This is a genomic window from Pseudomonas sp. GD04015 (assembly GCF_029837675.1).
GTDB lineage: Bacteria > Pseudomonadota > Gammaproteobacteria > Pseudomonadales > Pseudomonadaceae > Aquipseudomonas > Aquipseudomonas paralcaligenes.
In genome coordinates this window covers 1-14,308 of record NZ_JAOEEE010000045.1, presented here as the reverse complement: position 1 = coordinate 14,308, position 14,308 = coordinate 1, and the positions used below count along the sequence as shown (strand labels likewise).

The following is a 14,308-nucleotide window of genomic DNA, read 5'->3' as shown; positions in this document are numbered from 1 at the left end:
CCGCGCCGCTGCGTTTGGCAAGGCGGCGCGGCAATACGTCCTCAGCGTTCGATGATCTGCTTCACCGAAGTCTGCGGAATCTGCTGCTCGTTGCCCTCGGCGTCCTCGTAGGTGATCAGGCCGGTGTCCTCGTCGATCTTCGGCTTGTCCTGGGCGCTGAGCATCTGGCCGTCGGTGGTGGCGATGATGTAGTCGGTGGAGCAGCCGGCGAGGCCGATCGCGCAGAGCAGGGCGAGAATCCAGGGTTTCATGGTGAACTCCTTATGAATGGGGCGCCCGCGAGGGGCTTCAGAGCTTCGGACCACGGCTCTCCCGGTTTCGCTCCATAAAAATATGCGGGCCGGGACGGCCCCAAGGGATGAGGCTATGTTCCGTGATGTGTTGCGTGGTCAATCCTCTCTATCTGAGCGCTGCCGCTGCCCGCTCCTGGATTCCCGCCTGCGCGGGAATGACGGGTTTGAAAGAGTGCCACCCCTACCTCGTCATCCCCGCGCAGGCGGGGATCCAGAAGGCTCAGGGCACTACGACATCTAACAGGAGCACAGATAAAAGAAAGCCCCGCATGAGCGGGGCTTTCTGTTCACCGGGTGAGGCTTAGGCTTGAACGACCGGGATTTTGGCGTTCGCGGCCGCTTCCTTGTACTCGGCGATCTGGTCGAAGCTCAGGTAGCGATAGATGTCGGCAGCCATGCTGTCGATGTTCTTCGCGTACTCCATGTACTCCTCGACGGTCGGCAGCTTGCCGATGATCGAGGCGACCGCCGCCAGTTCGGCGGAGGCCAGGTACACGTTGGTCGCGTCGCCCAGACGGTTGGGGAAGTTACGGGTGGAGGTGGAGACCACGGTGGAACCGGTCTGCACGCGCGCCTGGTTGCCCATGCACAGGGAGCAGCCCGGCATTTCCATGCGGGCGCCGGCCTTGCCGTAGATGCCGTAGTAGCCTTCCTCGGTCAGCTGGTGCTGGTCCATTTTGGTCGGCGGGGCCAGCCATAGACGGGTCGGGATACCTCCCTTGACCTTGTCCAGCAGCTTGCCGGCGGCGCGGAAGTGGCCGATGTTGGTCATGCAGGAACCGATGAAGACTTCGTCGATCTTCTCGCCGGCCACGGTGGACAGCAGGCGGGCGTCGTCCGGGTCGTTCGGTGCGCACAGGACCGGCTCCTTAACGTCGGCCAGATCGATCTCGATCACGGCGGCGTATTCGGCGTCGGCATCGGCGGCCAGCAGTTGCGGGTTGGCCAGCCAGGCTTCCATGGCCTGGGCGCGACGCTCCAGGGTGCGGGCATCGCCGTAGCCTTCGCCGATCATCCAGCGCAGCATGGTGATGTTCGACTTCAGGTACTCGGCGATGGCGCTTTCCGGCAGCTTGATGGTGCAACCGGCGGCGGAGCGCTCGGCGGAGGCGTCGGACAGCTCGAACGCCTGCTCGACGGTCAGCTCGTCCAGGCCTTCGATCTCGAGGATGCGGCCGGAGAAGATGTTCTTCTTGCCCTTCTTCTCGACGGTCAGCAGACCGGCCTGGATGGCGTAGTAGGGGATGGCATGGACCAGGTCACGCAGGGTGATGCCCGGTTGCAGCTTGCCCTTGAAGCGCACCAGAACGGATTCCGGCATGTCCAGCGGCATCACGCCGGTGGCGGCGGCGAAGGCCACCAGGCCGGAACCGGCCGGGAAGGAGATGCCCATCGGGAAGCGGGTGTGCGAGTCGCCGCCGGTGCCGACGGTGTCAGGCAGCAGCATGCGGTTCAGCCAGCTGTGGATGATGCCGTCGCCCGGACGCAGGGACACGCCGCTGCGGTTCATGATGAAGTCTGGCAGGGTGTGGTGGGTGGTGACGTCGATCGGCTTCGGATAGGCCGCGGTGTGGCAGAAGGACTGCATCACCAGGTCGGCGGAGAAGCCCAGGCAGGCCAGGTCCTTCAGCTCGTCGCGGGTCATCGGGCCGGTGGTGTCCTGGGAGCCGACGGTGGTCATCTTCGGCTCGCAGTAGGTGCCCGGGCGCACGCCCTGGCCTTCCTGCAGGCCGCAGGCGCGACCGACCATCTTCTGCGCCAGGGTGAAGCCCTTGCCGCTGTCGGCCGGGGCGACCGGCTTCTTGAACAGGGTGGACGGGGCCAGGCCCAGTTCGGCGCGGGCCTTCTCGGTCAGGCCACGGCCGACGATCAGCGGAATACGGCCGCCGGCGCGGACTTCGTCCAGCAGCACGTCGGTCTTCAACTGGAAGCTGGTGACCAGCTCGTCGCTGCCGTGGCGGCGCACTTCGCCCTTGTACGGGTAGACGTCGATGGCGTCGCCCATGGCCAGGTTGGTGCAGTCGAATTCGATCGGCAGGGCGCCGGCGTCTTCCATGGTGTTGTAGAAGATCGGGGCGATCTTGGTGCCGAAGCAGAAACCACCGGCGCGCTTGTTCGGCACGTAGGGGATGTCGTCGCCGAAGAACCACAGCACCGAGTTGGTGGCGGACTTACGGGAGGAACCGGTACCGACCACGTCACCGACGTAGGCGACCGGGAAGCCCTTGGCCTTCAGCGCTTCCATCTGCTTGATCGGGCCGACGGAGCCCGGCTGGTCCGGGTTGATGCCGTCGCGGGCCATCTTCAGCATGGCCAGGGCGTGCAGCGGGATGTCCGGGCGGGACCAGGCGTCCGGCGCCGGCGACAGGTCGTCGGTGTTGGTTTCGCCGGTGACCTTGAACACGGTCAGGGTGACTTTTTCCGGAACGGCGGGGCGGTTGACGAACCACTCGCCGTCGGCCCAGGACTGCATCACGGCCTTGGCGTTGGCGTTGCCGGCCTTGGCGCGCTCGGCCACGTCGTGGAAGGCGTCGAACATCAGCAGGGTGTGCTTCAGCTGCTCGGCGGCGACTTCGGCCAGCTCGGCGCTGTCCAGCAGTTCGACCAGGGTGGCGATGTTGTAGCCGCCCTGCATGGTGCCCAGCAGTTCGACGGCGCGTTGCTTGCTGATCAGCGGGGAGCTGGCTTCGCCCTTGGCCACGGCCGACAGGAAGCCGGCCTTGACGTAGGCGGCTTCGTCCACGCCCGGCGGAACACGGTTGGTGATCAGATCAACGAGGAAGGCTTCTTCGCCGGCCGGCGGGTTTTTCAGCAGCTCGACCAGGCCTGCGGTTTGCTCGGCGTTCAGCGGCTGGGGAACGATCCCTTGGGCGGCACGCTCTTCTACGTGTTTGCGATAGGCTTCAAGCACAGTTATTACCCTCATCAGTGGTCGCGGCGGCCCGCAACGCTTATCCAGAAAACCGCCACGCATCGCGCCGCTGCGCTTTTTGGGCGCACTGGCCGGTGAGTCGACGGCTTCAACAAGAAGCTGTTTTCAAAGTTTTACGCCGCAGGACGCGAGAGGGGATGAGGGCGGCGCAGGTTTCGGCGAACCTGCGCCAGACGCGTTCCTGGCGGATCGACTGTGCTCGTGACGCTTTGAAAACAGCTTCCGACGGACATCGGTGCCTAAAAAGGCGGTGCAATTCTACTGGAACGGGCGGCCAAAGTTAAGCGAAACGCCGATCCAATCGGGGTTTTAGACTACCTGTCATCGTCTGGCTGGCAAGTCGACGAAGGTCTGGTCGGTCATGATGACCCTGTCCGGGGTAGCCGCTATCATGGGTCGCCTGTTTCACAGCGCCGTCCTGCCCCGCATGTCCAACCAACGTATCAAGACGCCCTGCGTCGGCCTCTGCTCCACCGTCTACGGCGACCTGGTGTGCCGCGGCTGCAAGCGCTTCCATCACGAAGTGGTGAACTGGAACGCCTACAACGACGACGAGAAGCGCGCCGTGTGGAAGCGCCTCGAGGTGCTGTTGGTGCAGGTGATGCAGGGCAAGGTGGAGATCTTCGATCCCTCGCTGCTGCGCGCGCAGCTGGAGCAGCGCCAGGTGCGCTTCGTGCCCGAGCAGTCCGAATACTGCTGGGCCTACCAGCTGATCGCCCGCGCCTCGCGCCTGATCAGCCGGCTGGAGGCCTACGGCCTGGTGCTGCTGCCCGAGTTCCGCGACTGGGAGCTGCCGGCCCTGCGCGAAGCCATCGACCGCGAATTCTTCCTGCTCTCCGAGGCGCACTACGAGCGCTACATCGCGCCGCGCTTCCTGCGCGAAGGCATGGAAGTGCGCGTCTGAGCGAAGGCTTCGCCGCGCTGCCATGCCATGGGGCGGTCCGCTGCGCCTGGGGCGCAAAATCGCTCCATCTTGGTGCGCAGCGCTTCGCTTGGATGAGCAACTCTTTGATCTGAAAGCATAAATTTTCATGGCACGGGCCTTGCGATGGCACTCCCTGTCCGGGTGACAAGGAGTACGGCATGGCCCGCACCTTCTACGATGAGATGTACGACGCGAGTGGCACGGTCCGCCCGCACTACCGGGAATTCGCCCGCTGGCTGGCGGACACCCCCGACGAGCTCCTGGCCCAGCGCCGGCGGGAGGCCGACCTGCTGTTCCACCGCGCAGGCATCACCTTCACGCTCTACGGCGACGAGCAGGGCACCGAGCGTCTGATCCCCTTCGACACCATTCCGCGCAGCATCCCCGCCAGCGAATGGCGCATCGTCGAGGCTGGCTGCATCCAGCGGGTCAAGGCGCTGAATATGTTCCTCGCCGACCTCTACCACGAGCAGCGCATCCTCAAGGCCGGCATCGTCCCGGCCGAGCAGGTGCTGGCCAACGAGGGCTACCAGCTGGCCATGCAGGGCCTCGACCTGCACCGCGACCTCTACGCCCACATCGCCGGCGTCGATCTGGTGCGCGACGGCGACGGCAGCTTTTACGTGCTGGAGGACAACCTGCGCACGCCCAGCGGCGTCAGCTACATGCTGGAAGACCGCAAGATGATGATGCGCCTGTTCCCCGAGCTGTTCTCGATGCAGCGGGTGGCGCCCATCGACCACTACCCGAGTCTGCTGCTGGACACCCTGAAAAGCTCCAGCCCGATCGACAACCCCAGCGTGGTGGTGCTCACCCCGGGGCGCTTCAACAGCGCCTACTTCGAGCACGCCTTCCTCGCCCGCGAGATGGGCGTGGAGCTGGTGGAGGGCGCCGACCTGTTCGTCCGCGACGACAAGGTGTTCATGCGCACCACCGCCGGCCCGCAGCCGGTGGACGTGATCTACCGTCGCCTGGACGACGCCTTCCTCGACCCGCTGGCCTTCAACCCGGACTCCATGCTCGGCGTGCCCGGCCTGCTGGCCGCCTACCGCAGCGGCAACGTGGTGCTGGCCAACGCGGTCGGCACCGGGGTGGCGGACGACAAGTCGATCTACCCCTACGTCGGCGAAATGATCCGCTTCTATCTGGACGAGGAGCCGATCCTCAAGAACGTGCCCACCTGGCAGTGCCGCAAGCCCGAGGAGCTGTCCCACGTGCTGGCCAACCTCTCCGAACTGGTGGTCAAGGAGACCCAGGGCTCCGGCGGCTACGGCATGCTGGTCGGCCCGGCCGCCACCCAGGCCGAGATCGAGGCCTTCCGCGAGCGCCTCAAGGCCCGGCCCGAGGCCTACATCGCCCAGCCGACGCTGTGCCTGTCGACCTGCCCGACCTTCGTCGAGAGCGGCGTCGCCCCGCGCCACATCGACCTGCGCCCGTTCGTCCTGTCCGGCCGCGAGACGCGCCTGGTGCCCGGCGGCCTGACCCGCGTGGCCCTGCGCGAGGGTTCGCTGGTGGTCAACTCGTCCCAGGGCGGCGGCACCAAGGACACCTGGGTGGTGGAGGACTGACCATGCTGAGCAGAACCGCCTCCGACCTCTACTGGATGTCGCGCTACCTGGAACGCGCCGAGAACCTCGCGCGCATGCTCGACGTCAGCTACTCGCTGTCGCTGATGCCTCAGGACGGCCGCGGCGACGGCCTCGACGAACTGGCCCTGCCGTTGCTGATCACCGGTACCCTGGACGACTATCTGGAGCGCCACGGCCAGCTGCACGCCGAGCGCATGCTGCACTTCTTCGCCCTCGACGCGGACAACCCGGCGAGCATCTACTGCTGCCTGCAGGGCGCGCGCAGCAACGCCCACGCCGTGCGCGGGCGGATCACCGCCGACATGTGGGAGAACATCAATGCCACCTGGCTGGAGATGCGCGGCATCGCCGCCGAGGGCCTGGGCCGCTACGGCATCAGCCGCTTCTGCGAGTGGGTCAAGGAGCGTTCCCATCTGTTCCGTGGCGCCACCTTCGGCACCATCATGCGTGGCGAGGCCTACCGCTTCATCCGCCTGGGCACCTTCATCGAGCGCGCCGACAACACCCTGCGCCTGCTCGACGCCCGCTACGAGATGCTCGGCGAGGCCGCCGACGAAGTCAGCGACACCTCGGCCCGCGGCTACTACGAGTGGAGCGCGCTGCTGCGTGCGCTGTCCTCCTTCGAGGCCTTCACCGAGATCTACCGCGGCTCGCCGCGCACCCACAAGATCGCCGAACTGCTGCTGCTGCGCCCCGAAGTACCGCGCTCCCTGCGCGCCTGCATGGAGGAACTCAACCTGATGCTCGCCGGCCTGCCCGGCGAGAACGGTCGCCCGGCCCAGCGCCTGGCCGCCGAGCTGGACGCGCGCCTGCGCTACACCAGCGTCGGCGAGGTTCTCGACGAGGGCCTGCACACCTGGCTCACCGATTTCATCCTGCTCGTCCGTCAGTTGGGCAGCGCCATCCACACGTCCTATCTGGAGGTCGTATGAGACTCTCGATCCGCCACGACACCACCTACAACTACGACGACCAGGTGCGCGCGAGCATCCAGTACCTGCGCCTGACCCCGCAGGAGAGCGCCCGCCAGCGGGTGATCAGCTGGCAGCTCGACCTGCCGCGCCCGGTACGCGCCCAGCGCGACCCCTACGGCAACATCCTCCACGTGCTGACCCTGGACGAGCCCCACGAAGCCCTGGTGATCGGCGCCCGTGGCCAGGTGGAGATCGATGAGCGCTGCGAATCCGAGCATGACGCCCGCTCGGCCCTGCCGTACCTGCGCAGCACGCGCCTGACCCAGGCCGACGATGCCCTGCGTGAATTCGCCCAGGCCAGCAGCGCCGGGCGACGCGACCGCGACGGCCTGGTCGACCTGATGCACGGCCTGCACCAGCAGATGCCCTACAAGCCGGGCGCCACTAGGGTGGACAGCACCGCCGCCGAGGCCTTCGCCGGCCGCGCCGGGGTCTGCCAAGATCACACTCATGCCTTCCTGGCCTGCGCCCGCAGCCTGGGCGTGCCTTCGCGCTACGTCTCCGGCTATCTGTACACCGAGGACAGCGAGCACCTGGCCAGCCACGCCTGGGCCGAGGCCTGGCTGGGCGACGCCTGGTACAGCTTCGACGTGACCAACCAGCTGTCCCGGCCGGAGCGCCACCTCAAGCTGGCGGTGGGGCTGGACTATCTGGACGCCTGCCCGGTGCGCGGCATGCGCCGTGGCGGCGGTGGCGAGCAGATGCACGCGCGGGTGAACGTGGCCTCGCTGATGCAGGTGCAGCAGCAACAGTGACGCGGCGCCGCCGTTGAGCGCGGCGGAATTCCGGGGCGGCCCGACGGCGGGCCCCTAAGTTGTTTGCCCGGACAGCTTTCGATCCAGTAGATTGTTTTGTTTCGAATTCTGTCCGGAACCTCCCCTTGTCCGCCGAAACATCCGTCTACCGCCAGCCGGGCTTCCTGCCTTTTCTCACCAGCCGCGTCCTGGCCATGTTCGCCGTGCAGATCCTGGCGGTGGTGGTGGCCTGGCAGGTCTACGACCTGACCCGCGATCCCATGAGCCTGGCCTATGTCGGCCTGGCCCAGTTCATCCCGATGCTGCTCCTGCTGCTGCCGGCCGGCGACCTGATCGACCGCTTCGACCGCAAGTGGATTCTCGGCCTGAGCTGGGGGGTGGAAGCCGTCTGCGCCGGCGTGCTGCTGTGGCTGTCCGTGGTGCACGGGCCGATCCAGGCGTTCTACGGCGTGCTGGTGGCCTACGGTTGCGCCCGCGCCTTCACCGGGCCGGCGCTGTCCAGCCTGTTGCCACAGATCGTGCCGCGCGAGCGGCTGGCGGCGGCCATCGCGGCCAACAGCATGATCGTGCGCGCCTCGACCATCTCCGGCCCGGTGCTGGGCGGCGGCCTCTACGCCTTGGGCGGCGGCGAGCTGACCTATGCCGTGTGCCTGGCGTTCTTCGCCGCCGGCGTGCTGATGCTGTCCATGGTCAAGGTGCGCTACCGGGAAGAAGCCAAGCCGCTCGAAGCGACCGCCTGGAAGCGCTTCACGGCGGGCATCCACTTCATCCGTTCGCGGCCGATCATCCTCGGCACCATCTCCCTGGACCTGTTCGCGGTCCTGCTCGGCGGGGTGGTGGCGCTGTTGCCGATGTACGCCCAGGAAGTGCTGGACGTGGGGCCGACCGGCCTCGGCATCCTGCGCAGCGCCATGGCCATCGGCGAAGTGCTGGTCGGCTTCTACCTCAGCCTGCGGCCGTTCAACCGCCACGTGGGCATGAGCATGTTCGTCGCGGTGGCGGTGTTCGGCGTGGCCAACCTAGTGTTTTCGCTGTCCAGCCTGTTCTGGCTGTCGTTCGCCGCGCTGATGGTGGCTGGCGGCGCGGACATGGTGAGCATGTATATCCGCTCCTCGCTGATCCAGTTCTCCACTCCGGACTCCATGCGCGGCCGGGTCAACGCCGTGAACATGCTGTTCATCGGCTCTTCCAACGAACTCGGCGAGTTCCGCGCCGGCAGCAGCGCTGCCTGGTTCGGCGTGGTGCCGGCGGCGGTGCTGGGCAGCCTGTGCACCCTCGGCGTGGTGGGCGGCTGGATGTGGGGCTTCCGCAGCCTGCGCCGGGTCGACCGCTTCGAGGATGCGGCACCCGACGCCAGGCCCCGGGGCTGATCAGGCCTGGCCGTGCCAGGGCACCAGCCGGCGCTGCAGGGCACGCAGGCCCAACTCCAGGGCGAAGGCGATGATGGCGATCAGCAGGATGCCGAGGATCACCACGTCGGTGACCAGGAACTGCGCCGCCGACTGGACCATGAAGCCGAGGCCGCGCTGGGCGGCGATCAGCTCGGCGGCCACCAGGGTCGACCAGCCCACGCCGAGGCCGATGCGCACGCCGGTGAGGATGTCCGCCAGGGCACTGGGCAGGATCACGTGGCGCACCAGCTGGACCGGTGTCGCGCCGAGGGCCTGGGCCGCTCTGATCTTGGCCGGGTCGACGCTGCGCACGCCGGTGGACGTGGCGATGACGATGGGCGCGAAGATCGCCAGGTAGATCAGCAGCACCTTGGACAGCTCGCCGATGCCGCACCAGATGACGATCAGCGGCAGGTAGGCGAGCGGCGGAATCGGCCGGTAGAACTCGATCAGCGGATCGACCAGGCCCCGCACTACGCGGCTGCGGCCGATGGTGATGCCCAGCGGGATGGCGGTGAGCACCGCCGCCAGCAGGGCCAGGCCGATGCGCCCGAGGCTCGCGCCCAGGTGCTGCCACAGGCTGGCGTCCAGGTAGCCTTCGGTGACCAGCTTCCAACCCCGGGCCAGCACCGTCTGGGGGCTGGGCAGGAACAGCGGCTCGATCAGCCCGGCGGCGGTCACCGCCCACCAGACCCAGAGCAGGCTGCCGGTGCTCAGCAGGCCGAGGGCCAGCAGGCTCAGCCGGCGTGGCGCGCGCGCCGCCTTCTGCTCGGCCTCGCTCTTGGCGTAGACCAACTCGTAGCTGCTCATGCGCGCCTCCTCTGGCGTTCGGCGAAGACCTGGGCGAGCACGTGCTCGCGGGTGGCGATAAAATGCGGGTCGGACTTGATGGCGCGGGCGCTCTCGCCGGCGGCGTAGCGCTTGCCGAAGTCCAGGCTCAGGCGCTCGGCGATGCGCCCGGGGTTGGGCGCCAGCAGCACCAGGTCGGTGGCGAGGAACACCGCTTCCTCGATGTCGTGGGTGATCAGCAGCACCGGCTTGGCGGTGCGCCGCCAGACCTGCAGCAGCAGTTCCTGCATCTGTTCGCGGGTGAAGGCGTCCAGCGCGCCGAACGGCTCGTCCATCAGCAGCAGGCGCGGTTCGGCGGCCAGGGCGCGGGCCAGGCCGACACGCTGTTTCTGCCCGCCGGACAGTTCCCAGATGCGGCGCTGCTCGAAGCCAGCCAGGTCGACCAGGGCCAGCAGCTCGCGGGCACGTGCCTCGCGTTCGGCGCGCGGCACGCCGGCCAGGCGCAGGCCGAAGGCGACGTTGTCCAGCACGTTCTGCCAGGGCAGCAGGGCATCGTCCTGGAACACCACGCCGCGCTCGGCGGAAGGACCGGTGACGGGTACGCCGTCGAGGCTGATGCGGCCGCTGCTGGGCGCGGTGAAGCCGGCGATCAGGTTGAGCAGGCTGGTCTTGCCGCTGCCGGAGGGGCCCAGGGCCACCAGCAGCTGGTCCGGGCCGAGGGTCAGGGAGATGTCGTGCAGTACCGGTTCGGCCGCGCCGGGGTACTGTGCGCCGATGCGCTCCAGTTCGAGTAGGGCCATGTCGTGTTTCCCTATGGTGGGTGCATCCGGCGACGGCGTCCCTGCCGCCGCCGAACCTCGCCCGCAGGCGAGGGCCCGATGCTCAGTTGTAGACTGTTCGCGGTTTCGCCCGCCCTGCGCGAAGTAGGGCGGGTGAAACCCGCGACAACAGTCTTCAGTTGGTGACGTACTGGTTGCTGACGTAGGGCGCGTAGTCCGGCAGCACGGCGTCGACCTTGCCCTGTTCCTTGAGGAACGTGGCGGTGTCGGTGATGGCCCGAGTGGTCGGCGCGCCGAGGGCGCTGACCTGGTCGGCGGCCAGGGGGAACACGTTGCCCTGCAGCAGCAGCGGGATGTCCTCGACCTTGGCACCGGAGAGCTTCACCACCTTGGCGATGTTGTCCTTGTCGGCCAGCCAGGCCTGCGGGTCCTTGCGGTAGTCGGCGTAGGCGTCGAGGGTGACCTTGGCGAAGGTGCGGACCACTTCCGGGTGCTTCTCGGCGAAATCCTTGCGCACGATCCAGGCATCGAAGGTCGGCGCGCCCAGTTCGCCCAGCTCGCCGGAGGTGATCAGCACCTTGCCGTTCTCCTTGGCCACGCCCAGGGCCGGGTCCCAGACGTAGGTGGCGTCGATGTCGCCGCGTTTCCAGGCGGAGATGATCGCCGGCGGCGCCAGGTTGAGGATCTGCACCTTGGCCGGGTCGATGTTCCAGTGCTTGAGCGCGGCCAGCAGGCTGTAGTGGCCGGTGGAGACGAAGGGCACGGCGATCTTCTTGCCGACCAGGTCCTCGGGCTTGCCGATGCCGCTGCCTTCGCGGGCGACCAGGGCTTCGGCGGCGCCGATCTGGGTGGCGATCAGGAAGGTCTGCACCGGCAGCTGGCGGGTGGCGGCGGCGGCCAGCGGGCTGGAGCCGACGTAGCCGATCTGCACGTCGCCGGAGGCGACGGCGGTGATCACTTCCGCGCCGCCGTCGAACTTGCGCCAGTTGATCTCGGATTTGCTGGCCTTTTCATAGGCGCCGTCGGCCTGGGCGACCTTGGCCGGGTCGACGGTGGTCTGGTAGGCGACGGTGAAGTCGGCGGCCTGCGCGGTCAGGCCCAGGCTGGAAATCGTCAGCACCGCCAGCAGGCGGCGGGCGAAGGGGATGCTCATGGAATGCTCCTCGTACGGGCCGCGCACCGTTCACGAGGAAGGTCGGCCACAGGACAGATGTCGTTTTTCTTCGAGAGTCCGGTGGTCCGGTGGAGCAAAGCTAATTGATAAAAATGGAATAGATAAATACTTTTTTAGACTATTTTTATATCAATAAGCGGTGAGCGAAACGCTCAGTCCTGTTCGGTCTGTTCCAGCAGTATCTGCCGCGTGGAGCGCAGCAGCCGCTCGGCCAGCTCCGGGTCGGCAATGCTGCGCGACAGCACCAGGGCACCGACCATGGTCGAGAGGATGAAGGCGCTCCGCGCCTCCGCGTCCTCGCTCGGTAGACTGGCGGCGATCGACGCCAGACGGTCGCGCACGATCTCGTCGGTGATCGGGCTGGGCTGCCCGCGCTGGCCCAGTTCGGCGGACATGGTGGGCAACGGGCAGCCGCTGCCCGGCGACTTGCAGTGGGCGGAGGAGAGGTAGCGTCGGATAAGGCCCTGCAGGGGATTGGGTTCCTCGGCGAGATTCTCGAGACCCTCCTTGAGCTGGTCGGCGCTCCGCTGCAGGGCCTGTTCGACCAGATCGTCCTTGGACTTGAAGTGCGCGTAGAAGCCACCGTGGGTCAGGCCCAGCGCCTTCATCAGCGGCTGCAGGCCGGTCGCCAGCACGCCGTCGCGGCGAAAGCGCAGGGCGGCCTCGTCGACGATGCGTTGGTGGGTCTTGGCTTTGTGATCTTCCGAATAGCGCATGAGGATCGGTCCCGAGCGAAGAAATGCCAGCTGTCATGTTAACCCGTGCGGGCGCGCTGGCGAGTCGCGCCCGCATTCCCTCCTTTATATGGCTTCGAGCAGGGTGGCCACGCCCTGGCCGCCGGCGATGCACTGGGTGGCGATGGCGTAGCGGCCACCGGTGCGCTTGAGCAACGCGGCGGCCTTGCCGGTGATGCGCACGCCGGTAGCGCCCAGTGGATGACCCAGGGCGAGCGCGCCGCCATCCAGGTTGACCCGGGCCATGTCCAGGCCCAGCTCGTTCACACAGGCGATGGACTGGCTGGCGAAGGCTTCGTTGATTTCCACCAGATCGATGTCGGCGACGCTCAGGCCGGCCCGTTGCAACACCTTGCGGGTCGCAACCACTGGCCCCATGCCCATGATCTCCGGCGCGCAGCCGCCGACGGCGACGGCCTTGATGCGCGCGAGCATCTCCAGGCCATGGTTGCGGGCGAACGCCTCGGTGCACACCAGCACGGCGGCGGCGCCATCGGTCAGCGGCGACGAGGTGGCGGCGGTGACGCTGCCGCCGAACGCCGGCTTGAGCTGGGCGAGCGCCTCTAAGTTGGTGCTGGCGCGGATGCAGCCGTCCTCGGCGATCACGCCGTCCGGTGTCTCGATGGCCAGGAGCTCATCCCTGAAATGGCCGAGCTCCCGTGCGCGTACGGCCTTGGCGTGGGACTCGACGGCCATGGCTTCCTGCTCCTCGCGGCTGATCGAATAGCGCCTGGCCACTTCCTCGGCGGTATGCCCCATGGCCATGTAGACCTGCGGGAAGGTGCTCATCAGGGTCGGGTTGGGCGAAATGTTGAAGCCGCCCATGGGCACGCGGGTCATCGATTCAACGCCGGCACAGAGGAAGGCCTCGCCGGCACCGAGCAGAATCTGCCCCGCGGCGAAGTGCACGGCGGTCATGGACGAGCCGCAGAAGCGGTTCACCGTGGCGCCGCCCAGGGTCTCGGGAAAGCCGGCGCGGAAGCTGGCGATGCGAGCGATGTTCATGCCCTGCTCGGCCTCGGGGTAGGCGCAACCCATGATCACGTCCTCCAATTGGCTGGGATCGAGGTCGAGCCTGTTGACCAGGCCCTTCAATACCTGGGCGGCCAGGTCGTCGGGGCGCAGATTGATCAGTCCGCCTTTCTTGGCGAAGTGGAAGGGGGAGCGGGCGTAGCCGGCGATCACGATGGAGGTCATGAGGCGAGTCCTCTGAGGATGGAGTGTTTTTGGATGACGGTTGACATTCAATTTGGGCTGTCGAAACGGGCTCAGCGGCGCAGTTCGAGCACCATGCAGGTCGTCGAGCCTACCGCGTACAGTCGGTCATCCACGTCGTAGAGCCGGCCTTCGGCCAGAGCGGTGGATCGGCCTACGTGAACCACCTTGCCTTCTGCGCGCAAGGGACCGGTATCGGCGGTGATGGCGCGCACGTAGCTGACGCGCAGGTCCATGGTGGTGTAGCCCTGGCCCGGCTGCAGGCAGGTATGCACGGCGCAGCCCATGCAGGAGTCGAGCAGCGTGGCCGCATAGCCGCCATGCACGCTGCCGAGCGGGTTGTAGTGCCGGGTGTCCGGCGTGCCCTGGAAGAGAAAGCGGCCTGGCTCCCACTCCAGCGGGATGAAGTCGACCAAGTGCCCGAAGGGCGGGCAGGGCAGATCGCCGTTGCCGATGCGCTCGAAGAAGTCGTGCGCGCTCAGCTTGCCGACCTCCTTCAGAGACAAGGTGCCGGGTTCGCCGAGCCTGGCGCGGGCTGCGCGCTCGGCCTCCTGCCAGATGGCTAGGGTCTGTTCGCGGGTCAGTGCTTGCATGGGAAAGCTCCTTTGGAGTGATTGGAATTACGGCCGTAATTTAATATTTCATATTATGGTTGAAATATAAATAGGGGAGAGATGAGCGTCCCCTGCCCATGGGGTCGGAGCGCTTATCGGATATGGGCTATATAAAGAAGGAAATCGGTCTCGCGAAAATCTTTG

At 67.0% G+C, this 14,308-nt stretch carries 13 protein-coding genes; 5 read left to right on the top strand and 8 right to left on the bottom strand.

Annotated elements, in window-relative coordinates; translation table 11 throughout:
* Positions 1-41 precede the first annotated feature (41 nt).
* Positions 42-251, bottom strand: a complete 210-nt coding sequence (locus N7640_RS23490) for a YgdI/YgdR family lipoprotein (RefSeq protein WP_279905874.1) — start codon at positions 249-251, stop codon at positions 42-44.
* Between the two features lie 343 nt (positions 252-594).
* Positions 595-3,204 carry a bifunctional aconitate hydratase 2/2-methylisocitrate dehydratase gene (acnB, locus tag N7640_RS23485; protein ID WP_279905875.1) on the bottom strand — a complete coding sequence of 870 codons (2,610 nt, stop codon included), beginning with the start codon at positions 3,202-3,204 and terminating at the stop codon, positions 595-597.
* A gap of 448 nt (positions 3,205-3,652) precedes the next feature.
* On the opposite strand from acnB, the gene N7640_RS23480 reads away from it, so the two are divergent.
* The 5 genes from N7640_RS23480 (at position 3,653) to N7640_RS23460 (ending at position 8,838) form a co-directional block, all read left to right on the top strand.
* Positions 3,653-4,129 carry a DUF1289 domain-containing protein gene (locus N7640_RS23480; protein ID WP_220815644.1) on the top strand — a complete coding sequence of 159 codons (477 nt, stop codon included), beginning with the start codon at positions 3,653-3,655 and terminating at the stop codon, positions 4,127-4,129.
* A gap of 179 nt (positions 4,130-4,308) precedes the next feature.
* Positions 4,309-5,718, top strand: a complete 1,410-nt coding sequence (locus tag N7640_RS23475) for a circularly permuted type 2 ATP-grasp protein (protein ID WP_279905876.1) — start codon at positions 4,309-4,311, stop codon at positions 5,716-5,718.
* A gap of 2 nt (positions 5,719-5,720) precedes the next feature.
* Positions 5,721-6,671, top strand: a complete 951-nt coding sequence (locus tag N7640_RS23470; protein ID WP_220815646.1) for an alpha-E domain-containing protein — start codon at positions 5,721-5,723, stop codon at positions 6,669-6,671.
* On the top strand, positions 6,668-7,468 hold the full coding sequence (locus N7640_RS23465) for a transglutaminase family protein (RefSeq protein WP_279905878.1): 801 nt from the start codon (positions 6,668-6,670) through the stop codon (positions 7,466-7,468). Before N7640_RS23470 ends, N7640_RS23465 begins: the two co-directional genes overlap by 4 nt.
* A 125-nt stretch (positions 7,469-7,593) precedes the next feature.
* Entirely contained in the window at positions 7,594-8,838 is a 1,245-nt protein-coding gene (locus N7640_RS23460; RefSeq protein ID WP_279905879.1) for an MFS transporter, read from the top strand.
* On the opposite strand, the gene tauC is transcribed toward N7640_RS23460, so the two are convergent.
* The 6 genes from tauC to N7640_RS23430 form a co-directional block, all read right to left on the bottom strand.
* Positions 8,839-9,669: a taurine ABC transporter permease TauC gene (tauC, locus tag N7640_RS23455; RefSeq protein ID WP_279905880.1), complete on the bottom strand. Its 831-nt coding sequence runs from the start codon at positions 9,667-9,669 to the stop codon at positions 8,839-8,841.
* A complete protein-coding gene (gene tauB / locus N7640_RS23450) occupies positions 9,666-10,448 on the bottom strand; it encodes a taurine ABC transporter ATP-binding subunit (RefSeq protein ID WP_279905881.1) in 783 nt (260 codons plus the stop codon). Before tauB ends, tauC begins: the two co-directional genes overlap by 4 nt.
* A 154-nt stretch (positions 10,449-10,602) precedes the next feature.
* Entirely contained in the window at positions 10,603-11,580 is a 978-nt protein-coding gene (gene tauA / locus N7640_RS23445; protein ID WP_279905882.1) for a taurine ABC transporter substrate-binding protein, read from the bottom strand.
* 173 nt (positions 11,581-11,753) lie between these two features.
* Positions 11,754-12,317, bottom strand: a complete 564-nt coding sequence (locus N7640_RS23440; protein WP_279905883.1) for a TetR/AcrR family transcriptional regulator — start codon at positions 12,315-12,317, stop codon at positions 11,754-11,756.
* An 84-nt stretch (positions 12,318-12,401) separates the two neighbouring features.
* On the bottom strand, positions 12,402-13,532 hold the full coding sequence (locus N7640_RS23435; protein ID WP_279905884.1) for a thiolase family protein: 1,131 nt from the start codon (positions 13,530-13,532) through the stop codon (positions 12,402-12,404).
* Between the two features lie 71 nt (positions 13,533-13,603).
* Positions 13,604-14,143 (bottom strand): PaaI family thioesterase, encoded by a 540-nt coding sequence (locus tag N7640_RS23430; RefSeq protein WP_279905885.1) that lies wholly within the window; start codon positions 14,141-14,143, stop codon positions 13,604-13,606.
* Positions 14,144-14,308 lie beyond the last annotated feature (165 nt).

Coding starts and splice junctions, on each gene's coding strand:
- N7640_RS23490 (WP_279905874.1), bottom strand. CDS start 251: ATGAAACCCTGGATTCTCGCCCTGCTCTGCGCGATCGGCCTCGCCGGC.
- N7640_RS23480 (WP_220815644.1), top strand. CDS start 3,653: ATGTCCAACCAACGTATCAAGACGCCCTGCGTCGGCCTCTGCTCCACC.
- N7640_RS23475 (WP_279905876.1), top strand. CDS start 4,309: ATGGCCCGCACCTTCTACGATGAGATGTACGACGCGAGTGGCACGGTC.
- N7640_RS23470 (WP_220815646.1), top strand. CDS start 5,721: ATGCTGAGCAGAACCGCCTCCGACCTCTACTGGATGTCGCGCTACCTG.
- N7640_RS23465 (WP_279905878.1), top strand. CDS start 6,668: ATGAGACTCTCGATCCGCCACGACACCACCTACAACTACGACGACCAG.
- tauC (WP_279905880.1), bottom strand. CDS start 9,669: ATGAGCAGCTACGAGTTGGTCTACGCCAAGAGCGAGGCCGAGCAGAAG.
- tauB (WP_279905881.1), bottom strand. CDS start 10,448: ATGGCCCTACTCGAACTGGAGCGCATCGGCGCACAGTACCCCGGCGCG.
- tauA (WP_279905882.1), bottom strand. CDS start 11,580: ATGAGCATCCCCTTCGCCCGCCGCCTGCTGGCGGTGCTGACGATTTCC.
- N7640_RS23440 (WP_279905883.1), bottom strand. CDS start 12,317: ATGCGCTATTCGGAAGATCACAAAGCCAAGACCCACCAACGCATCGTC.
- N7640_RS23435 (WP_279905884.1), bottom strand. CDS start 13,532: ATGACCTCCATCGTGATCGCCGGCTACGCCCGCTCCCCCTTCCACTTC.
- N7640_RS23430 (WP_279905885.1), bottom strand. CDS start 14,143: ATGCAAGCACTGACCCGCGAACAGACCCTAGCCATCTGGCAGGAGGCC.